Below are 22,541 nucleotides of genomic sequence, written 5' to 3' on the forward strand. Positions count from 1 at the left end.
CGATCCTGAACACCATTTGTGCTCCATCCGGGCGCATATGGCCTCATTTGCTATATATTTATTTTGATTCGATATGCTGAACAAGATTATCCGGTTCTCTGTGAAGAACAAACTGGTAATTGGGATATTCATGCTGCTGTGGGTTATTTACGGCACGTATGAAGTTACACAGTTGCCCATAGATGCCGTTCCCGACATTACCAATAACCAGGTGCAGGTCATTACCACCGCACCGTCATTAGGCGCCGAAGACGTGGAGCGCCTCATTACTTTTCCCATCGAGCAGGCCATCAGCAACATTCCCGGCCTCAAAGAAAGTCGCAGTATGTCCCGCTTCGGGCTTTCGCTCATCAGCATTGTTTTTGATGACGAATCCGATGTGTATTGGGCGCGGCAGCAGGTTACAGAAAGGCTCTCGCAAGTAGAAATCACTGATGATGCCAATACGCCGCAGCTTGCGCCGGCCACAACCGGGCTGGGGGAGATCTACCAGTATGTACTGAAACCCAAAGATGGTTTTGAGAAAAAATATTCACTCGCCGACCTGCGCACCACGCAGGATTGGATCGTACGCAGACAATTGCTCGGCACGCCGGGAGTTGCAGACGTGTCCACATTCGGCGGCGATCTGAAACAATATGAGGTCGCCGTGATCCCCGCCAACCTCAAAGCGCTGAACATTTCAATCAGCGACGTCTTCACTGCGCTAAGCCGGAACAACCAGAATACAGGCGGCGCGTATATAGAGAAAGGTCCCACTGTAATGTATATACGAAGCGTCGGGCTGGCCGGTTCGATGGATGACATTCGGAAGATTGTGGTGAAGAATACGAATAACGGCACGCCGGTGCTCATCAGCCACGTTGCAGATGTGCGGCTCGGTTCAGCCATTCGTTATGGTGCGCTCACGATGGCGGGCAAGGGTGAGCTCGCAGGTGGCATTGTGATGATGCTGAAAGGCGGAAATTCTTCCGAGGTAATCAAAAATGTAAAGTTGCGTGTAGCCGAAATCCAGAAAACATTGCCCGAAGGCATGGAAATCGAGCCGTTTCTGGACCGGACCAAGATGGTGAATAACGCCATTGGAACAGTAGAGCACAATCTGCTGGAGGGTGCCCTCATCGTGGTTCTGATACTCGTTCTTTTCCTGGGTAACCTGCGTGCGGGGCTGATTGTGGCTTCCGTAATCCCGCTTTCCATGCTGTTTGCCATCACAATGATGAATCTTTTCGGCGTTAGCGGCAACCTGATGAGCCTGGGCGCGCTTGATTTCGGCCTGATCGTGGATGGCGCGGTGATCATTGTAGAGGCGATTTTGCATCACATGCATTTCTCCAAAAAATATGTCAATACAGAAAGGGTTACACAGGCAGAAATGGATGAGGAAGTTACGGGCTCGGCATCCCGGATGATGAATGCCGCGGTGTTCGGCCAGATCATTATCCTGATCGTTTATCTGCCCATTCTTTCGCTTTCCGGCATCGAAGGTAAAATGTTCAAGCCTATGGCACAGACGGTTGCATTCGCAGTCATGGGTGCATTCATTTTATCACTAACCTACATTCCCATGATCAGTGCATTGCTTATCAGCAAAAAGATCGTGCACAAACCAAATTTCTCAGGCCGCATTATGACACGGCTGGAAAACGGTTATGCCCGCTTGCTGTCCGGCGCATTAAGGATCAGGAAAACGCTTGTCGTTTCCGCTTTTGCATTGTTCGGCTTTGCCGTGTTCTTATTTACACAAATGGGCGGAGAATTTATCCCGCAACTCGAAGAAGGTGATTTCGCCACTGAAACAAGGCTGCTCGTCGGCACTAACCTCAGCACGACTATTGACGCATTCAAAGTCATTTCCGAAAAGCTGAAAGCCGACTATCCCGAGGTCGAAAAAATAGTGTCCCGCATCGGAAGCGCCGAAATTCCCACCGATCCCATGCCCATTGAAGGCGGTGACATGATCATTGTATTAAAGAATAAAGCCGAGTGGAAAAGTGCGAAAACATTCCCTGACCTGGCCAGCAAAATGGCTGCTACGGCGCAGGAAGTGATGCCCGGCGTGACAACAGGCTTTCAGTATCCGGTTCAAATGCGTTTCAACGAGTTGATGACCGGAGCCAAGCAGGATGTGGTTTGTAAAATATTCGGCGAAGACCTCGACAAGCTTGCTGCCTATGCCGAACAACTCGGCAGCATTTCCAAAACCGTCGCCGGAACGGCGGATTGGTACATTGAAAAAGTGACCGGGATGCCGCAGGTTGTGATAGAATTCAACCGGAATGAAATTGCCAAGTACGGCATGAACATTGATGATGTAAACCGCACCATTAACGCAGCTTTCGCCGGAGCTGCCGCAGGGCAGATCTATGAAGGTGAAAAGAAATTCGACCTCGTCGTACGGGTCGGTAACGAAGGCCGGAGGAACATTACGGATGTCCAAAACCTGCTTATCACCACGCCCGGCGGCGTTCAGATCCCGCTTTACCAGGTCGCCAGCATTCAGGAAGTGGAAGGCCCGAACCAGATCCAGCGCGAGAATACGCGCAGGCGGATCATTGTTGGTTTCAATGTCCGGGGGAGAGATGTGCAGTCTATTGTGGAAGAGTTGCAGGATAAGGTGGACGCAAAAATGAAATTCGAGCCTGGGTACAGCATTACTTACGGCGGTGCATTCGAAAATCTACAACAAGCAAAATCCCGGCTTATGATCGCCGTCCCCATCGCGCTGCTATTGATATTCATCATGCTTTATTTTGCATTTTCTTCGGTCAAAGACGGTTTGCTGATCTACACGGCCATTCCCCTTTCGGCAATCGGCGGCGTTTTCGGGCTTGCGTTGCGCGGGATGCCGTTCAGTATTTCGGCTGGCGTTGGCTTCATCGCATTGTTTGGCGTAGCGGTGCTCAATGGCATTGTGCTGCTTTCCGAGTTCAACAGGATCCGGAAGGAAGGCTTGATCCATGATGCATGGGAAGTGGTGATGACCGGCACGCGCAACCGCCTTCGCCCGGTGTTGATGACAGCCTCGGTTGCTTCGCTCGGGTTTTTGCCAATGGCGCTCAGCAATGGTGCAGGAGCGGAGGTGCAGCGCCCGCTGGCAACGGTGGTGATAGGCGGGCTGATCAGCGCCACATTGCTCACGCTTTTTGTGCTGCCGGGTTTGTATTTGTTGTTTGATAAAAAACCAAAGATCAAAGGGCTTCAACCAGCATTAACATTGCTGCTGATTTGCTTTGCCCACATTGGTTTCTCCCAAACCGCGCAAACGCCCATTGGCCTGGACTCTGCCATTCAGTTGGCCCTGAATAAAAATTTGCAGATAAAAAGCGACCGGCTGGCTGAAAACGCAAGCGAACGCCTGCAATCCAGCTCGTTTGATATGGCCAAGACAAATGTCAGTGCAGATTACGGCCAGGTTAACAGCATTAACAAGGACAACCGCATCGGGATTAGTCAAACATTTAGTTTTCCAACCGTTTATGCCAATCAGCGAAAAGTGCTGGAAGCTAATTTTCTCGCCGCCCGGGCCACCACAAGGCTTACCGAACAGGAAATCCGTGCCCATGTGCGCCAACTGTTTTTTGAATATACTTCCCTCACCGAACGCAGGCGGTTGCTCGTTTACGCAGATAGTGTTTACCGGTTATTTGAGACAAAATCGAATCTCCGTTTTGAGAAAGGAGCTGCCAATGTTTTGGAAAAAACAGCCGCCGAAACACGCAGGCAACAGATAACCAATCAATTGAACCTGATCAACAATGACCTGGAAATCGCGGCCAGACAGTTCAATTTCCTGTTGCAGGATTCAAAATCTTACGTGCCAAAAGCGGATCGTGCCAGGATAAATGACCCGTTGACATTATCCGACTCGACAGCTATGCAAGAGCTGCCGTTGATGGAACTGGCCCGTCATCAGCAGGATGCAGCCCGTTATCGCTGGCAAACGGAAAAGTCGAAACTGCTGCCGGATTTCACCATTGGCTATAACAATCAGACACTCATCGGGCCGCAGGTCGTGCGGGGGCAGGAGCTTAATTACGGTGCGGGGAAAAGGTTTGGTTATGTCAGTGCGGGCATTGGTATACCGTTGTTTTTCAAAGCCCACAATGCCCGTGTGGCTGCTGCAAAACTCGATTGGGAAAGGAATCAAAAGCAATCGGACCTCATTAGTTTGAGGCTGCGTAATGAGCTCGATAATGCCCGTCAGCAGATACGGAAATTCCGGCAGAGCCTGGAATATTACGAAGGCCAGGGCCTCAAAAACGCAGACTTGATCATTACCACCGCCGACCAGCAGTTCCAGGAAGGCGACATTGATTTTCTGCAATGGGCTCTTCTCGCCGACCAGGCGATCACGATTAAAAACGAATATATCAATGCATTGAACAGCTATAATCTGGCTGTAATCGAATGGTTGAAACTGAACAACTCATAACATGAAAATGAAAAATCATATCATTATTTGCCTGAGCTTGCTGCTCATGGTTTCCTGCACGGATAAGACTTCAAGGGAAACCGAACAGCCGGAAAGCGCCGCTTCAGATTCTGCACAAACGGAAAAAATGGTGTCCATTAGCGATGCACAGCAGAAAAGCGTGGGCATAGAAGTGGGTACGCCTGCAATGGAAGATATCAGCGGCGTATTGTCGCTGCAAGGGAAAATCGACGTGCCGCCGCAAAGCACGATTAGCCTCAGCTTTCCGCTCGGCGGTTATTTGAAATCCACCAGAATGCTTCCGGGCATGCACGTGCGCAAGGGCGAGGTGCTTGCCGAATTGGAGGATATGCAGTTTATCCAGCTCCAACAGGATTATCTCACCGCCAAGGAAAAGCTGCTTCTGGCAGAATCCGAGTTCAACCGCCAGCGCGACCTGAATGCGAGCAAGGCCAGCAGTGACCGCGTCTTTCAGCAAGCCAGGGCCGAAATGGAAACCCAGCGCATACTAGCGAGCGCATTGGCACAAAAACTCGAAGTGATCGGCATTGATCCGGCCCACCTCAAAGCCGACAAAATTTCCAAAAGTGTGTCCATTAAATCGCCTATCAATGGTTTCGTTTCCAAAGTCAATGTCAATGTGGGCAAATACACCGCGCCTACGGATATGCTGTTTGAGCTTGTAAATCCGAGCGACATTCATCTGGTTTTGAATGTGTTTGAAAAGGACCTCGGCGCGTTGTCGGTAGGCCAGCGCGTTACCGCATTTACCAATGGCGATCCGTCAAAGAAATTCCAGGCTGAAATTATCCTGATCACCAAAAGCCTCGACCAGGACAGGATGGCGGAGGTGCACTGCCATTTTACAAAATACAATTCGGCGCTCGTGCCGGGTATGTTCATGAACGGCGAGGTGTCGGTCAGCAATAAAAAAGCACTAACCGTTCCTGAGGATGCACTCGTGCGCTGGGAGAACAAATTTTACGTTTTCACCGACAACGGCAGCGGCAATTTTGAAATGATCCACGTCAAACCCGGCGTCATTAACCAGGGCAAGCAACAAATCGAAGCAACCGGCATCGACGACAGCACCAGGCTCGTTGTGAAGAACGCTTACGCATTGCTAATGAAGATCAAGAATACAGAAAAGGATGGCTAGGGTTTATTGTTATAGTGCAAACTGGTTCATAAAATTGCAAACGTTTGCATAAAATTCATAAAAAGTTTAAAATACGCGATAAAACTGCTTTATTTGTATTGAAAGGCCTATTTATTTCAAGATTAAACTGAAAAAATATGCCCGGTTTGAAAAAGTATAATTTAAACAAAAAATACAAATGTCGAATAGATCCGGACGAATTAAGGTTGCCATTGTTGGCGTTGGGAATTGTGCGAGTTCATTGGTGCAGGGCGTTGAATATTACACCACGTTTTCCGAACTTAAATCGGGGTTAATGGCAGACGATATCGGGGGTTATAAAGCGGCTGACATTGAATTTGTCTGCGCTTTTGAAGTGGATGAAAGAAAGATCGGCTTGCCTTTAAGAGAAGCCATTTTTGCTAAACCCAACTGCACAATTGTCCTCAATAGTGACATCAAATCCGATGCGCCCGTGTACCCGTCGCCCGTTCTGGATGGTGTTTCACCGCAAATGGCAGCATACCCGGCTGAGGACCGTTTTGTGATCAAGAGTGAGTTGGCAGAAACGGATCTCCTGGCGCAAAGCGAGCAGTATAATAAGGATCTGGTAGCCTCCATGCGCAGTAAAATTGTAGCGCAACTCAGGCAGCATGAAGCAGAAGTGCTGATTAATTATCTGCCGGTTGGATCACAGCTGGCAACCGAATTTTACGCTGAGATCTGCCTTGAACTGGGCATCTCGCTGGTGAATTGCATTCCGGTTTTCATTGCTTCCGATCCGCAGTGGGAACAGCGTTTCGTCGATGCAGGCATTCCGATCATTGGTGACGATATGCGCAGCCAGTTTGGCGCCAGCATTGTTTCTCAAATGTTACAGGAACTGGCTTTCGAGCGTGGACATCATGTGAAGGCGCACATTCAGCGCAATGTAGGCGGCAACACCGACTTCCTGAATATGGAAGACAAGGCGCGTCTCAAATCAAAGAAAATTTCCAAAGAGAATGTCATCCGCGCGCAAAACGACATTCGCGGCATTTCCACGCAGGACAGCTTCCTGCACGCGGGACCGTCGGAATACATTGCTTATTATGGCGATAATAAAGTGGCCAATTTCCGGCTGGAACTCGAAGGCTTCATGGGAGCGCCTGTGATCCTGGACGCGCAGCTTTCGGTTCAGGACTCACCCAACTCGGCGGGCGTGGTCATTGATGCCATTCGTTACGTGTATGTTGCGCGGGAAATGGGGCTGGTAGGTGCATTAAGAGGTCCGTCCGCTTCAACCCAAAAAACACCGCCCGAGCAAATGATGTTCAGCGATGCCATTTATGAATGCCATGCCCTTGCCAATCGCAAGCTTACCGACTCTACACGCAAGCAGCTGGCGAAAACGGCCGTAGCAGAGTAACCAATGTATAAATACGCATCCAGATTCTGGTTTTAGCTTTCCTAACCCGGGTTTCGTTTGCATTCCTGACCATTTCTTCTGAATATTCGTTGCCTGGATCATATGCACATGATCCAGGCAACGGGAAGAAATTAAGGTTTAAATAGTTGTAGAAAATGAAAGTGTTTGTTGTTGGTTCGGGTAAGTTGGCAAGTGCAATTCTTTCGGCTGCTGCGACCTTTCAAAACTGCTCGCTCATTCCCTGGGAACCGGAATTTCAGCAAACAACGGAAAAGGCAATGGTCCTGCATTGCGGTTCCGGGCGACAGATTGTTGAATGCATAAGGTTCTGTCAGCAAACAGGTTCTGCTTTCATCGAGCTCTCCACTGGCTTGGAAACGGAACATATGACACCCAATTTTCCACTCATTATTTGCCCGAATACTTCCATGCTAATGCTCCGGACCATGGCTATGTTAGGTCAGTTTGGGAGGCATTTCAAGGATTACCAGATATCCATTACAGAATCGCATCAGGCCGCGAAACAGACCGAACCCGGGACGGCTTATAATTTTGCCAATTCGCTCGCATTTCCGGTTGATCAGATCGTTTCCGTACGGGAACCTGAAACACAATCCATCGAAATCGGTATTCCGGATGAATTTCTTGGTAAACACGCTTATCATAAAATCACTATCCAGGATGGCAATGATGCGTTGACCATTGAAACAAAAGTGCTTGGCCATGCGTCTTATGCAGCCGGCGTAAGTCAGATTATTGATTTGATATTGAAAACTGACCTAGAAAACAGGCGCTATAATGTTCTGGAATTAATGCAATAGCCCAAGCACATGAATACGAAAGCATCCTTTTTTGATAAGAAACTAATGATCGGCTCCGTGATCGTGATTGCTGGCAGCGCGATTGTTGTTGCGGTTATTAAGGGCGCGGAAAGCATTCATTTACCCTACATTGTTGCCGTGCTGACCGCCGTTTCTTTGGGATTTGCAGAACCCCGCAAAGGCTGGTTTTTAGCATTATTACAATGCATCCTTATGCTGGCAGGTTACTTCCTCTTTACCAGTTTACCCGAAAACACAGCCCGGCAAGAGCTGGAAAATTTCAGTCTGTACGGCTCGCTCATCCTGACATTCGTTGCCAGTTTTTTGGGCGGTTTCATCAAAAGAGCTTTCAATACTTAGGAAGCGACCGCTCTTACAAATACTTTTTCATATAATTAATGATGTGCGTCCAGTCGCCGGGGAGCACGCTGTGTCCGCCGTCGTGCATGAAGTAACCAAGCTCATTCATGAGTAAGGAGGTGTCACCCGCGGCAGGCATAACCGTCGTTTGGGGGCCTTTTTCCTTAAATAACTTATAAACCGGAGCTGCTGCAACAGCCGCTAAAAACTCGCCCTTCGGATCCGACCAGTAATCGGTGCTGCCTGTCTGGAGCAGCAATGGTCTGGGTGCAATCAGAGATATCAGCATATGTCCGTCCACGGGCAAGCTGTTTACATCGGCCGCATAGTCATGGTATTTGGGCGCAAACTGATATAAATACCGGCTCGGATCAGAAATGTGCTGGATTGTTTCGCCATAATGCCGCCTGCTCAGCGCCGCGCCGCCTTCGCCGGAAATGCTGGCGATAATGACTTTGTAACGCGGATCATGCGCTCCCGCCCATAGCACTGTTTTCCCCAAACGCGAAGCACCTTGCAATGCAACACGCTTGCTGTCAATGGATTTGTCCGTTTCGAAATAATCCATAGCACGGCTCAGTCCCCAGCCCCATGCTGCTATGGCGCCCCACTCGTCGGCTGCCGTCTGTGTTTGTCCGGGTTTTAAATGAACGCTGCGGATTCCGTGCTTGATGCCATCTTTAAAATCGGGCTCGATATCGCCGTAATAAACCGTTGCAAACCCAAAGCCGGCATCCATAAACTGCTCTACATTCATTTTCCCAAATGCCGTAGGCTTATCCGCTTTCACACGCTGGCCCTCTTTATTCCAGACATTGCCGATCATCAGACCGGGATCATCAATCAGCTGATTATAAGCAATAAATGAAATGTTCATCAGCAACGGAACGGGTTTGGTCGCCGCCGTCGGTGTGTATATGACCAGGTTCATTTTATGGTCTGCCGTGTCTTTGGTAAAGTAAACCGTAACCTGCTTGCGGGTCGCTTTCCCATTGAATGCAGGCGTTCCTTTATCAAAAACGGTAAAGTGCATATCCACCGGGCGTCCGGGCATTTTACCAAATTGTGATTCTTCAAACAACTTCACAATTTCTGGCCGACGCTTTTTCGTCCAAACCTCAGCACTGGTCACTTTCCGCCCGTCATTGGTTTTCAGCGGATCGGGCAGGGTGTAAGTGCCTGCTGAATCTTCGGAATAATTGACCGGAAAACCCGCAACCATCGTCGGGCGGTTCGCGGCTTGCTGTTGCGCAGATGCTAAGTAGCTGGCAGACAGTATGCAACAGATCATCCACCTCCTGGCAGATGTATGAAACGGTGGCTTTGTAAATTTTTGCATAGGATTGATTTTACATTGTTCCTATAAGTAAGACAGTGTTCAAATCTATCGGCGAAGATCCTGTTTAGAAAACCTTTGTTTCATCCCGGATTGTCTTTATTAAGAAAGTGCAATTTCAAACGTTTGCTTTTTGTCACCTTTGGATATTTTGGATTATAACACATTGTGTCAATTTAACACTTTCGTTTAATTTCGAACATTTACTTTTGCCCTTTGCAATCGTTCCCGGTAACGTGTGCAGAAATAAAATCGAAAATTATCTTGCTTACCAGATTCTGTATAAATAGACTTGAACAGGGTTTCTATTGTACTTTATCAATGGACAATCGAAGTTGTATTGAAATAGTTTTATTTTAAATCGTTCGATGAATATGGCAAGGGCTTTTCTACTTTTTCTATTTCTTTTCGCCGTGTCCTTTTCCGGAACTGCGCAGAACCGCCAGTTGAAGGGCGTCGTGACCGATGCAGCTTCCAAAGAAGCCATGGCAGGCGTTTCCGTTCTTGTTGCAGGAACGACGCAGGGCACCACTACGGACGGCGAAGGGAAATTTTCACTCAGCCTTCCGGCGGATGGGAAATCGATTATTATCAGCTATGTCGGTTTTATGAAACAAACCGTCGAGATCGGCAACCGCTCAATGGTGGAAGTGGCTTTGGAGCCGGACGTGAAGGCGCTGGAAGATGTGGTTGTGGTGGGTTATGGCGAACAAAAGCGCTCGCATTTAACAGGCGCTGTGGCAACGGTGAAGATCAATGAGATCGACGAGCTGCCGGTCGGCGACATTTCGTCGGCGCTTGTGGGCAAGTTACCGGGAGTTTCGGTAAGCGGCGGTTCGGCGCGGCCGGGAACGCCTGCTTCCATCGTGATCCGTAACCCTACCAAAGCCTCGAAAGACGGCGGCAGCAATTCGCCCCTTTACATTATAGATGATGTGATCCGCACCGAGGCTGATTTCCAGCTGCTGGATGCTTCTGAAATAGAAAACCTCTCAATCCTCAAAGATGGAGCGGCGGCTGTTTATGGGGCACGTGCCGCATTAGGCGTGGTTGTGGTGCGCACACGTCGCGGGAAGGCGGGCAAGCCGCAGGTGAATTACACCACCACATTTGGCGTATCCGAAGCCACGGACCGCTCCAAAATGATGAACGGCGTCCAGCTCGCCACTTATCTCAACGATTTCAACAGGACAAGAGGACTGGCAGCAACTGATCCCGAATTTTACTCACCCGACGAGCTCGAACATTTCAGAAACAACAACTACGACTGGTTTGATATGGCCTGGAAACCTTCCTTCAATACAAGGCATGCCATCAACATCAGCGGAGGAACGGAGCGGGCCACATTCTTTGCCGGCGCCACCTATTTTGCACAAAACGGAAACGTAGACAACATCAGTTACAAGAAATGGAATTTCCGCGCAAGCAGCGACGTCAAGATCACCAAAAATCTGAAAGTAGGATTGGGCGTGAGTGGAAATTTGTCTGATAACAAATTATTTTATCTCAAACAGGGCGGTGAGAATGTGGAAAAAGACGTAACAAATCTTTTGAATACACCCCAATTTATCCCGCCTTACGTCAATGGTTTGCCCGTTCTGCTTCCCGGCGGTTCTTCTACAACCGGTTTTCATTTTTTTGAAGCCCAAAAGCTCAACAACTACACACGCGCCAGAAATGTGGTGCTGAATATCAATGCTTATCTGGAATACAATGTGCCGTTTGTTCAGGGCCTGAAAGTGCGCGGGGTTTACAACAAAAACCTGGGCAATGACTGGGGAAAACAATTTGGCACCTATTATAAGACTTACGGTTTCTCGATGGAGGGCGAAAACCGGCACATTTACGGAGGAACGCCCAATGCGCCCACGCGGCTCAACAATGGTGACCGCCTGAGATTCAATCCCGGTTACTCCGAATCCTATCAAATGAATGTGAACCTCAGTTATGCACGCGATTTTGGCCGGCACTCGGTGAGCGCGCTTGCGTTGGTGGAGCAGTCGGAGATTTACTCAGAAAGCATTGCCACATTCAAGGAAGGCATTTTTGAAGGCGGAAATGATTATTTAATGTCCGCACTGGGAGCCAAGGACATCGGCCCGAACACAGCGAACGAAAGCGGCGTTCTTTCCTATGTCGGCAGGTTGAATTACAGTTTTGCAGAACGCTATTTGCTTGAAGTCTCCTTCCGTCGCGATGCGTCCACGAAATTTGCCCCCGAATATCGCTGGGGCACATTCCCTCAGGTTTCGGCCGGCTGGGTGCTTTCGGAGGAAAATTTATTTAAAGAAAAACTCAGCTTCATCAACTTCCTGAAACTCCGCGCATCCATCGGATTCCTGGGGGGAGACCGCACGGCCAACTGGCAATGGTTGCAGCGTTATACGCCCCAGGCTTCCAATGGCGCAGTTTTCGGAGGAAACAGCGACCGCACGGTGGGGATCAAGCTTGAAAAACTGCCCAACTACTTTGGCCGCTGGGATGATGTTACCAAAAAGAACATTGGTCTGGACGCATCCTTTCTGAACAGCAAACTGACCGCGGGTCTCGACTTTTACCACGATCACGGCTACAACCTGCTCACGACATTATCCTCATCCGTCCCGCTGACCATCGGTTCGGTGATGCCTTCGGAAAATTATGAGACCATTAATTCTTTCGGTTTCGAGTTTTCAACCGGCTGGAGCAGCAAAATCGGCAAGAGCATTGATTACAATGTAAATGCATTCCTAGCCTGGAACGACAACCGGAATGTGCTCGTGGATGTAGCGCCGTCGAATGTAGGCACCTGGCTGGACCCAACGGGCCGTTCGGGCGACCGCGGAATTATGGGTTACCAATATCTTGGCATGTTCCGTTCGCAGGACGAAGTGGATCGGTTCCTTGAACAAAACAATGGTTACACAATCTTTGGAAGAGCGCCGATGCCTGGCATGCTTTACTATAAGGATATCCGCGGCCCGCGCCAGACAGATGGCAGCTACGAAGCGCCCGACGGCAAAATCACCGAAGATGATATGGATTACCTGTCTAACAAGGAGAACAACCATTACAATTTCGGTCTGTCGCTGGGTTTTGGTTTCAAAGGGTTCAGGCTGGATGTTGTTAGCGCAGGATCATTTGGCGGGCAAGGCATTGTAGATGGCGACGCACGGAAAAAAGCAGCCGTAGACGTTTCCCGTCCTGTTTTCTGGGCTGATCATTACACGCCCGAAAATCCTAATGCAGCCTATCCCGACCCTTATTACGACGACACTTATTCAGTGGCATCATCATTCTGGTTCCGCGACGCATTTGTGTTCCGCATGCGCAGTATGAATGTGTCTTACAGTTTGAATCAGAATATTTCCAAAAAACTGGGTGTGAGCGGCCTCAAACTGATCGGCGTCGCCATGAACCCGTTCAATTTCTACAATCCATACGATTACAAAGGCTCGGTAGGCGCTTATAACGTGTATCCGCTGATGAAAACCTGGTCATTGGGATTAAATCTTACACTTTAAAACGGACTCAAATGAAACCGCAACATATTCTTTTACTGGCAGCTGTTTTACTGACTTCGGGCTGCGAAAAAGTGCTTGACAAAACGGACCTTTCGGCATTCAATGAGGAGCAGGTTTTCAATGACACACTGCTGGCCCGGGGTTATGTCGATTATGTGTATGACCAAAACCTGCCCGTATGGCCAACCGGCGACTTCCTGAAAGCCACAGACGAGATCTCCGGCGAAACGCGATTTTTCGAAGGGACCGTGCAGGTGAACACCGTCGCTGATTTCGGGACTTCTGTAAATGCCACAAACAATTATGGAAAGATCCGTTCTATCAATCAGTTTTTAGCCAAAATGCCTGCCAGTGCGCTCAGTGAGGGTTATAAAAAGCAATTGATGGGGCAAGTCACATTCTTCCGTGCTTACCGCTATTTTGATCTTGTACAGCTTTACGGCGGCGTGCCCCTGGTGCTGGAACCGCTTGGTGCGATAGGTGAAGAGGAGAAAGAGCAGGCCGCTATTCCAAGAAGCAGCACGTCGGAAAGCATTCAGCAAATTGTAACGGACCTTAATTTCAGCATCGAAAACCTCCCGGGGAAATGGAACGATTCCAACGACTGGGGCCGGATCACAAGTGGAGCAGCCGCTGGTTTCAAGGGCCGGATTTTACTCCATTATGCAAGTCCGCAATTCAATCCGACTGACCTGCCGGAACGCTGGCAGGCGGCCTATGATGCTAATAAACAGGCGATTGAGCTGTTGAAAGCAAATGGTTTTGGGTTACACCAGAGTTTCAAAGACCTGTGGTTTACAGAGGCCAACAACCCGGAGGCTGTGTGGGTGACAAGCTATAACAATAAAGTAGGGGACCAGATCAATAAAAATCAAACCTGGGACAACAATACGCGGCCTTCCTACCTGGGTACAGGAAGCGGCTCCAACCAGCCGACCTGGGAAATGGCGCAGGCTTTCCCAATGAAGAATGGTAAAAATATTGAAGAAAAAGGCTCAGGCTACGATCCAAAGCTGTTTTACAAAAACCGCGACCCAAGATTTGACAACACCATTGCCTACAACGGCGCAACCTGGCACATTAACGGAAACACGAATTACAGGTTATGGACCTATTTTGTAAACAACAAGACCGTTGAACAAAAGGCCACAGTAACCGGCTTCTATGTCCGCAAAGCCATTGATCCAAATCTGCCCACCGGCGCAGTCGCCAACAGCGGAACCGACTGGATAGAAATGCGTTACGCCGAAGTAATGCTCAATCTCGCCGAAGCCGCCTGCGGCATCAACAAGCTGGACGAAGCCTACACACAACTGAAAGCAATCCGCCAAAGAGCCGGCATCGACCCGGGAGCAGACGGTTTCTACGGCCTGAACCCAAAAATGACCCGCGCACAAATGTTCCAGGCCATCCTGCACGAAAGACAAATAGAGCTCGCCTTCGAAGGTAAACGCTTCTGGGACCTCCGCCGCTGGAAACAATTCGAAACCAGACTAAACGGAAAACGCAGAACCGGCGTAACCATCAACCTGAAAACATCCGCCATATCACCCGAAGACTTCGCCGCCCGCCGGGACGGCATGAGCCTGGACTCCGTTTACCGCAACTACATGGAAATTATCCCCAAAGACCTGGACACTAAATACACAATCAAATGGCTGCCCGAATACTACTTCTTCGCCATCCCCAGTACAGCATTAACTAATAATGCCAGGCTCGAACAAAATATCGGGTGGCCTTCAGGGACGTTTGATCCGTTGAAGTAGTAAGGGGCGGTCTTCGGCTCCGCTCAGACTGACAGGGCCTATTGACGAATACTAGTCTGTCACACTGAGCGGAGCCGAAGTGAAGCCCTGTCACACTGAGCGGAGCCGAAGTGAAGCGTGTCACACTGAGCGGACCGGGCCGCCGATGCGGCCGAAGTGAGCCCTGTCACACTGAGCGGACCAAGCCGCCGATGCGGCCGAAGTGCAAGCACAACGTCAACAAACAACCAAAATGCAAAACCAACAACAAACATGATATCAAAAAAATCAATCTCACTCCAACTCCTGACAGCAGCCTTATCAATCCTGGCGCCAGCCGCACAGGCGCAGTATCCTAAAATCCCACCGGCGGCGCAGAAAACCAGTGATTCGCTTCTCAAAGCGGCAATGTGGAAATCGGAGATTGCCTGGCAGAAGGCTTGGCCGATTATAGAGCAGGAGGCCAGGAACGGGAAGCCCTACATTCCGTGGGCGGCGCGGCCGGTGGATCTGCCGCAGTCCGATATTCCAGCTTTTCCCGGGGCAGAAGGTGGTGGCGCTTATAGTTTTGGCGGTCGTGGAGGGAAGGTTTATGTGGTGAAAAGTCTGGAAGACAGCGGGCCGGGGACCTTACGAGATGCTTGTGAGCAGGGCGGCGCAAGGATCATTGTTTTTAATGTGGCGGGCATCATTCGTTTGAAAACACCGCTGATCATCCGTGCGCCTTACATTACTATTGCCGGACAAACGGCGCCGGGCGATGGTGTGTGCGTGGCGGGCGAGACGGTCTGGATCAATACGCATGACGTGGTGATCCGGCACATGCGTTTTCGCCGGGGCGAAACATTTGTGGGACGCCGCGATGACTCGATTGGTGGTAACCCGATCGGCAATATTATGATCGACCACGTTTCGGCTAGCTGGGGATTGGATGAGAATATGTCGATGTATCGGCATATGTATAATGACAGCACGGGTGCTGCCGAAGCGAAGCTTCCTACGGTGAATATTACGATTCAGAATTCCATTTTCTCAGAAACACTGGACACGTGGAACCACTCCTTCGGGAGCACGCTGGGTGGAGAGAATTGTACGTTTATGCGCAATCTATGGGCAAATAACGCTGGTAGAAATCCTTCCATCGGTTGGTTTGGTATATTTAATTTTACAAATAATGTGGTCTTCAACTGGGTCCACCGCTCTATTGATGGCGGCGATTACCGTGCGATGTACAACATTATAAATAACTATTTCAAACCCGGTCCGCAGACGCCGAAAGACGGCCCGATCGCGCATCGGATCGTCAAACCCGAAGCAGGCAGGAGCAAACTTGGTTACCAGGTTTATGGCCGTGCTTATGTGCATGGCAATATTATGGAGGGTTTCGACGCGGTTACCAAAGACAATTGGAACGGCGGTGTGCAGGTGGAAGAGCTTCCTAATACTGGAAAATACAAAGATAAAATGAAGTGGAACCAGCCATTGCCTATGCCACAATTCCCGATCATGAGTGCCAAAGAATCATTTGATTATGTGCTCACTCACGCAGGCGCAACGTTGCCCAGGCGCGATCCGGTAGATACGCGGGTGACCACACAGGTCAGGACAGGAAAGATCAATCCGATTGATGGTGTTACTTTGCCAAAAACCCAATTTGAGCACCGTCGCTTGCCGATTGATTCATACAAAAACGGGATCATTACAGATATTTCGCAAGTTGGTGGCTATCCGGAATACAAGGGAACGCCTTATAAGGATTCGGACGATGATGGCATGCCGGACGATTGGGAAATTAAGTATAGCCTCAACCCAAATGACGCTTCGGACGCACAAAAGGACATGAGCGGCGACGGTTATGCCAACATTGAAAAATTCATCAACGGCATCGATCCGAAAAAGAAGACAAATTGGAAAGACCCTAAGAATAACCGAGATACGCTGGCTTCATTAAAGGAAACGTCTAACAGAAAATAAGATTTTGAAGGTTAAGGACTATATAAAAAGGGTGATTGTGCAGAATACAATCCTGTCGCTGACGGGATTGTATTTATTTATGCCCGATTATGCCCTGGCCCAGAAAAAAATCAAAGCACCATCTCCTGTCGCCATGGGCGAGGACGGAAAGCTACATTACGCGCCGGATTCGCTCGGGAACCGCATTGTCGACTTCTCCTATGCCGGTTATATGTCGGGAAACAAGCCAATTCCCAATGTTGCTATCCGGGTTGTTGTGCCTGCCAAGCCAGGTGATGCTACATTACGGATTCAGTCCGCAATCGATTATGTGGGAACCTTGCCGGCGGATCGGGATGGGATTCGAGGGGTGGTATTCTTGGAAAAAGGCGTCCATACCATCCAGGGAAGTCTTTTGGTTAAAAAATCTGGAATCATTATCCGGGGAAATGGCACGCGGGAAGACAAAACAATAATACTGGCAGCCGGACTTTCCAGGGAAACTATCATTCAGATTTCAGGTGCGAATGATATAAAGAAAAGCAAATCCATTGAAGTAGCAGATGAATACGTCCCGGTTAATGCATTGACATTCAATGTGTCAAATGCAGCTAATCTGAAAACCGGTGACCGGATTCAACTCCATCGTCCATCGACCAAAGCGTGGATTCAACTACTGAAAATGGAGGAATTCGGTGGCGAAACGGGCTGGCTAGGATGGAAGCCCGGGCAGCGGGACGTTGTCTGGGACCGCACCATTACAGCCATTTCGGGCAACCAGATCACCATTCAAGCACCTTTAACGACCGCTTTGGACAATAAATATGGCGGCGCTTTTATAGCCAAATATGAATGGCCTGGACGCATTAGTCAGGTCGGGATTGAAAATCTTTGCATTGAATCTACATTTGATCCGGCTAATCCAAAAGACGAAGACCATCGCTGGATGGGTGTAACAATGGATAATGTCGAAAATGCCTGGGTAAGGCAGGTTCATTTTAAAGGCCTTGCGGGTTCGGCGGTGGCACTTTTTGAGGCGGCTTCGCAGGTTACTGTTGAGGATTGCAAGTCGGTGATGCCTGTTTCCGAAATAGCGGGGCAGCGGCGGAATACATTTTACACACAAGGGCAGTTAACGCTTTTTCAAAGGTGTTATGCCGAAAACGGCTATCACGATTTCACCACGGGTTACCGCGCGGCGGGACCTAATGCTTTCGTCCAATGCGAGTCAATTCAGCCATTCGGGTTCAGTGGCGCGGCGGATAGCTGGGCTTCCGGGGTTCTTTTTGATAATGTAAATGTCGATGGGCAGGCATTGAGCTTCAAAAATCGCGGTCAGGATGGCCATGGTGCCGGCTGGACTGCGGCTAACAGTGTTATGTGGCAATGTGCTGCCTCCCGTGTGGAGAATTTCAGCCCGCCAGGTGCGACGAATTTTGCATTCGGAATCTGGGCAGAATTTGCGGGTGATGGTTTTTGGGAAAATGTGAATGAGCACATCAAACCGCGCAGTTTGTATGCTGCGCAGCTAGCGGAAAGGGTTGGTAATGAAGCAATCGAACATGCCGCGCTTATGCCAAAAGAATCCGAGGCATCCAGCAGTCCGAGCATTGCACAAGCGGCAGAACTAACTGCAAAATCGAATGTTCCGGCAGCTTCATTGGCAGACTGGATTGATGCCGCCTCGAAAAGAAATCCGATTCCCATTGCCTACGCCAATGCGAAGACCATTGACGAAATTGGTATAAAACAAATAGCGCAAAAGACAAATCTACCACCGTTAACCATCCAAAACGGCTGGCTGGTGCGTGGTGAAGAAGTGATTACCGGCAACCGCCAGGAAGTGCCGTGGTGGCGCGGAAGCATTCGTCCGCATGATGTGGCGCAGGCCAAACCGCACATGACCCGCTTTGTTCCGGGTCGGTCAGGCGCGGGATTAACCGACGTTCCGGAAGCAATGACAGATTCTCTATTAGCCAAAAACATCACGGTACTCGACCACAATTACGGACTCTGGTACGAACGCCGCCGAGACGATCACGAGCGGATTCGCCGAATCGACGCGGAAGTTTGGCCGCCATTTTACGAGCAGCCATTTGCCAGAAGCGGCAACGAAACTGCCTGGGACAACCTCAGTAAATACGATCTCACGAAATACAACCACTGGTATTGGCAGCGGCTCAAAACATTTGCACAACTAGCTGACCAAAAAGGCCTTGTTCTTTATCATCAAAATTATTTTCAGCACAACATTCTCGAAGCAGGCGCACATTATGCCGATTTTCCATGGCGCACAGCCAACAATGTCAATAACACAGGCTTCCCCGAACCACCGCCTTACGCGGGTGACAAGCGGATTTTCATGGCTGAGCAGTTTTATGACATTGCTAATCCGCAACGCCGGGCCATCCACACGGCCTACATCCGCAAATGCCTCGAAAACTTCGCAGATCAAAGCGGCGTCATTCAATTTATTGGTGCAGAATACACGGGTCCGCTGCACTTTGTAAAGTTCTGGCTGGATGTGATTGCGGTTTGGGAAAAGGAAACGGGCAAAAACGCACTGATCGCATTGAGCACCACAAAGGACGTTCAGGATGCAATTTTGGCAGAGCCCAACTATGCCAAAATCGTAGACATTATAGACATCCGTTACTGGCATTTACGCGAGGATGGCACATTTTATGCGCCGGAAGGAGGCAAAAATCTGGCTCCCCGCCAACACGCCAGATTACAGAAAACGGGCAAAATTTCCTTTGCATCCATTTACAAAGCTGTGCTCGGATACAGACAAAAATATCCCGGAAAAGCGGTCCTATATTCAGCCGGAAATTACGATTCCAATGCTTGGGCGGTGTTCATGGCTGGCGGATCCATCAGCGCAATCCCACGCGTTTCGAGTGAATTTTTAGCGGATGTTTCCAAGATGAAGCCGGATACATCTGGCGGTTATAAACTGGTGAATCCGGGTGTGGCGGCCGTTTTTTATAAGGAGGCCAATGCTGATCTGAACATTGATCTGACTGGTTTCAAAGGAAATTATGTGCTTCGACGCATTGATCCGGTCACTGGAACATGGATTGGTAAAAGCGAAAAAGTAAAGGGTGGAAAGATAATTCAGGCGGTGACTTCTGCGCAAGCAAAGGCCGCTCCTATGGTAATCTGGGTTTCAAAATATTGATTATGCGTACAAAAAACGGACTATATTTTTTGCTGATTTTCCTCGTCGCCATAAGTGCGTGTTCCAAAAGAAGCATCGGGCCTGCGGTGCTGAAAGCGGAAAACTTCCGGCATCACGTGGAAAAATTCAACCGGATGGAGGACGAAAACAAGGTGAATGCTATCCCCAATGCGCAATCGTGGGACTGGATGAAGGCTAATATTCCCTTGTTTGACAGCCCCCAGGATAATTTTCAGGAGATCTATTATTATCGCTGGTGGACATTCCGCAAGCACATTCACAACACGCCGCAGGGTTTCATCATCACCGAATTCCTGGTCGACCGTAATTATGCGGATAAATACAACATGATCAGCTGCGCGCTCGGGCATCACATTTATGAGGGCCGCTGGCTCCATAACCAGCAGTATATCAATGATTACGTAAATGTCTGGTTTCGCGGAAATGAAGGTGGGAGGATGAAAAAACTGCTGACATTCAGCAGTTGGACAGCAGATGCGCTTTTCAACAGATACAAGGTTAACAGGGATAAAGCATTCGTGTTGAACATGTTGCCCGACCTGCAATCCGAATATCAGGCGTGGGAAAAAGACCGCCGCACAGCCACCGGACTTTTCTGGCAAACGGATGTCAAGGATGGCATGGAAGAATCGCTCAGCGGCGGCAGGCGGGAGCAGAATGCCCGGCCTACCATCAACAGTTATATGTATGGCAACGCCCGGGCCATCGCTCAAATCGCCGCTTTAAAGGGGGATTCAACGACCAGAAGCCTGTATAACGCCAAGGCAGATACACTCAAAACATTGATTACCAGCAAACTCTGGAATCCGGAAAACAACTTTTTTGAAACAGTAAAAAAGGGCGGCGCAGGAGAATTTGCAGGCGTTCGCGAGGCCATCGGTTATATTCCGTGGTATTTCAATTTAGCTGATGAGAAACATGATATAGCCTGGCAGCAAGTCATTGATCCAAAGGGCTTTCGGGCGCCATTTGGCCTCACCACCGCAGAGCGCCGCCACCCTGATTTCCGTACGCATGGCTGCTGCAAATGTGAGTGGGACGGCGCAGTTTGGCCATTCGCCACTTCGCAGACGTTAACCGGCATGGCCAACAGGATGAATACCGACAAAGCAAAGCCACTTACTGACACCACGTATTTCCGGTTAATGGAGCTGTATGTAGAATCACAATATTATCGCGGGAAGCCCTACATAGGCGAATATCTGGACGAAACGACGGGTTACTGGCTCAAAGGTGACCAGGAAAGAAGCCGCTATTACAATCATTCGACATTCAATGATCTCATTATTTCTGGTTTGGTCGGGCTGCGGCCGAGGGAAGATGATATGATTGAAGTCAACCCATTGATCCCTCAGGAAAAGTGGGACTGGTTTTGCCTCGATAATGTGCTTTATCACGGTAAGATCCTGACTATCATATGGGATAAGAACGGAGATCATTACAAAAAAGGAAAAGGATTACAAGTTTTGGTCAACGGAAAAAAAGCAGGATCATCAGAAAACATCGAAAGATTATTGATTAAACAAATATGAAAAAACACCTCATCCCAATCGCCGCATTCCTGTTCTGTCTCGCCAGTCATGTTCACGCCCAAACCTGGAAAGACGGCATCATCACCGATGAATTTATTTTCGAAAAAACCTCCTTCCCGGAAAGTCATGCTTCCACGATTGTAGAAACGCCCGGCGGACTGGTAAGCGCGTTTTTTGGCGGGACAAAAGAACGCAATCCCGATGTAGGAATCTGGGTAAGCCGCCTCGAAAGCGGCAGATGGACTGCACCCGTGGAGGTGGCCAACGGCATCGTCAACGATACATTGCGCTATGCCTGCTGGAACCCGGTTCTATATCAGATTCCGAATGGTGAACTGTTGCTTTTCTACAAAGTAGGGCCGAATGTGCCGGGATGGAAGGGTTTCCTGATCACCTCGAAGGACAATGGCAAAAGCTGGTCAAAACCCAGGGAATTGCAGGAAGGATTTCTTGGCCCGATCAAAAACAAACCTGTTTTGCTCGCGAATGGCGAATTATGGTGCCCGTCGAGCACGGAGGGAAAGGGCGGCTGGCGCGTTCATTTCGAAGTGACGCCCGATTTTGGGAAAACATGGCGAAAAGTTGGCCCGCTGAATGATGGAAAAACGATCCAGGCCATTCAACCGAGCCTTTTAACTTATAAAAACGGAGATATGCAGATCTTGTGCCGCAGCCGGAACCGCGCCATTGTTGAATCGTGGTCAAAGGATGGCGGTAAAACTTGGTCCGAAATGAAGGCGTCCAATCTGCCTAATAACAACTCCGGGACTGATGCGGTGACAATGAAAGATGGGCGGCAATTGCTCGTTTACAACCACGTGCTGCCTCCGGGCAACGAAGCAAAAGGCCCGCGGACGCCATTGAATGTGGCGATTTCAAAAGAGGGTAAAAAGTGGGAAGCCGTGCTGGTTTTGGAAGATTCGCCTATCAGCCAGTATTCTTATCCGTCTGTGATTCAGTCGGCGGATGGCATGGTGCACATTGTTTACACGTGGCGTCGTGAGCGGATCAAATATGTGAAAATTGATCCGACGAAATTAAAAGGAAAGGCCATTAACGACGGCAAATGGCCACAATAAAGGCCGACTGAAATGAATGCTGTTTAGGA

The 22,541-nt window shown here is 49.4% G+C and carries 12 protein-coding genes; 11 read left to right on the forward strand and 1 reads right to left on the reverse strand.

Annotated elements, in window-relative coordinates; all coding sequences use genetic code 11:
• The first annotated feature begins 73 nt into the window (after window positions 1–73).
• The 5 genes from L0660_RS17895 (at window position 74) to L0660_RS17915 (ending at window position 8,162) form a co-directional block, all read left to right on the forward strand.
• A complete protein-coding gene (locus tag L0660_RS17895; protein ID WP_235160609.1) occupies window positions 74–4,435 on the forward strand; it encodes a CusA/CzcA family heavy metal efflux RND transporter in 4,362 nt (1,453 codons plus the stop codon).
• Between the two features lie 7 nt (window positions 4,436–4,442).
• The gene (locus tag L0660_RS17900) at window positions 4,443–5,594 is read left to right on the forward strand and encodes an efflux RND transporter periplasmic adaptor subunit (RefSeq protein ID WP_235160610.1); all 1,152 of its coding nucleotides are present in this window, start codon (window positions 4,443–4,445) and stop codon (window positions 5,592–5,594) included.
• Window positions 5,595–5,772: 178 nt separating this feature from the next.
• Window positions 5,773–6,981: an inositol-3-phosphate synthase gene (locus tag L0660_RS17905; RefSeq protein WP_235160611.1), complete on the forward strand. Its 1,209-nt coding sequence runs from the start codon at window positions 5,773–5,775 to the stop codon at window positions 6,979–6,981.
• Between the two features lie 155 nt (window positions 6,982–7,136).
• Window positions 7,137–7,802: a dihydrodipicolinate reductase C-terminal domain-containing protein gene (locus tag L0660_RS17910; protein WP_235160612.1), complete on the forward strand. Its 666-nt coding sequence runs from the start codon at window positions 7,137–7,139 to the stop codon at window positions 7,800–7,802.
• Between the two features lie 9 nt (window positions 7,803–7,811).
• A complete protein-coding gene (locus L0660_RS17915; RefSeq protein WP_235160613.1) occupies window positions 7,812–8,162 on the forward strand; it encodes a hypothetical protein in 351 nt (116 codons plus the stop codon).
• A 13-nt stretch (window positions 8,163–8,175) separates the two neighbouring features.
• Here the strand turns inward: L0660_RS17915 and L0660_RS17920 are convergent, their stop codons facing one another.
• Entirely contained in the window at window positions 8,176–9,501 is a 1,326-nt protein-coding gene (locus L0660_RS17920; RefSeq protein WP_235160614.1) for a S9 family peptidase, read from the reverse strand.
• A 371-nt stretch (window positions 9,502–9,872) separates the two neighbouring features.
• On the opposite strand from L0660_RS17920, the gene L0660_RS17925 reads away from it, so the two are divergent.
• From L0660_RS17925 to L0660_RS17950, 6 genes are all read left to right on the forward strand, one after another.
• Window positions 9,873–13,001: a SusC/RagA family TonB-linked outer membrane protein gene (locus L0660_RS17925; protein ID WP_235160615.1), complete on the forward strand. Its 3,129-nt coding sequence runs from the start codon at window positions 9,873–9,875 to the stop codon at window positions 12,999–13,001.
• 11 nt (window positions 13,002–13,012) lie between these two features.
• The gene (locus L0660_RS17930; RefSeq protein WP_235160616.1) at window positions 13,013–14,767 is read left to right on the forward strand and encodes a RagB/SusD family nutrient uptake outer membrane protein; all 1,755 of its coding nucleotides are present in this window, start codon (window positions 13,013–13,015) and stop codon (window positions 14,765–14,767) included.
• A 252-nt stretch (window positions 14,768–15,019) separates the two neighbouring features.
• Window positions 15,020–16,720, forward strand: a complete 1,701-nt coding sequence (locus tag L0660_RS17935) for a polysaccharide lyase family 1 protein (RefSeq protein ID WP_235160617.1) — start codon at window positions 15,020–15,022, stop codon at window positions 16,718–16,720.
• A 37-nt stretch (window positions 16,721–16,757) separates the two neighbouring features.
• Window positions 16,758–19,880, forward strand: a complete 3,123-nt coding sequence (locus L0660_RS17940; RefSeq protein ID WP_235160618.1) for a DUF6298 domain-containing protein — start codon at window positions 16,758–16,760, stop codon at window positions 19,878–19,880.
• Window positions 19,881–19,882: 2 nt separating this feature from the next.
• Complete coding sequence (locus tag L0660_RS17945; RefSeq protein WP_235160619.1) at window positions 19,883–21,433, forward strand: MGH1-like glycoside hydrolase domain-containing protein; 1,551 nt, start codon at window positions 19,883–19,885, stop codon at window positions 21,431–21,433.
• On the forward strand, window positions 21,430–22,512 hold the full coding sequence (locus L0660_RS17950) for an exo-alpha-sialidase (RefSeq protein ID WP_235160620.1): 1,083 nt from the start codon (window positions 21,430–21,432) through the stop codon (window positions 22,510–22,512). The genes L0660_RS17945 and L0660_RS17950 overlap by 4 nt, the downstream gene beginning before the upstream one ends.
• Window positions 22,513–22,541: the final 29 nt, after the last annotated feature.

Source organism: Dyadobacter sp. CY351, from assembly GCF_021502625.1.
Taxonomy (GTDB): Bacteria; Bacteroidota; Bacteroidia; order Cytophagales; family Spirosomataceae; genus Dyadobacter; species Dyadobacter chenhuakuii.

Bases quoted from the DNA above. Each gene is read 5' to 3' on its own strand.
- L0660_RS17915 (WP_235160613.1), top strand. From the start codon at position 7,812: ATGAATACGAAAGCATCCTTTTTTGATAAGAAACTAATGATCGGCTCC.
- L0660_RS17935 (WP_235160617.1), top strand. From the start codon at position 15,020: ATGATATCAAAAAAATCAATCTCACTCCAACTCCTGACAGCAGCCTTA.
- L0660_RS17930 (WP_235160616.1), top strand. From the start codon at position 13,013: ATGAAACCGCAACATATTCTTTTACTGGCAGCTGTTTTACTGACTTCG.
- L0660_RS17895 (WP_235160609.1), top strand. From the start codon at position 74: ATGCTGAACAAGATTATCCGGTTCTCTGTGAAGAACAAACTGGTAATT.
- L0660_RS17950 (WP_235160620.1), top strand. From the start codon at position 21,430: ATGAAAAAACACCTCATCCCAATCGCCGCATTCCTGTTCTGTCTCGCC.
- L0660_RS17905 (WP_235160611.1), top strand. From the start codon at position 5,773: ATGTCGAATAGATCCGGACGAATTAAGGTTGCCATTGTTGGCGTTGGG.
- L0660_RS17900 (WP_235160610.1), top strand. From the start codon at position 4,443: ATGAAAAATCATATCATTATTTGCCTGAGCTTGCTGCTCATGGTTTCC.
- L0660_RS17920 (WP_235160614.1), bottom strand. From the start codon at position 9,501: ATGCAAAAATTTACAAAGCCACCGTTTCATACATCTGCCAGGAGGTGG.
- L0660_RS17945 (WP_235160619.1), top strand. From the start codon at position 19,883: ATGCGTACAAAAAACGGACTATATTTTTTGCTGATTTTCCTCGTCGCC.
- L0660_RS17925 (WP_235160615.1), top strand. From the start codon at position 9,873: ATGGCAAGGGCTTTTCTACTTTTTCTATTTCTTTTCGCCGTGTCCTTT.
- L0660_RS17910 (WP_235160612.1), top strand. From the start codon at position 7,137: ATGAAAGTGTTTGTTGTTGGTTCGGGTAAGTTGGCAAGTGCAATTCTT.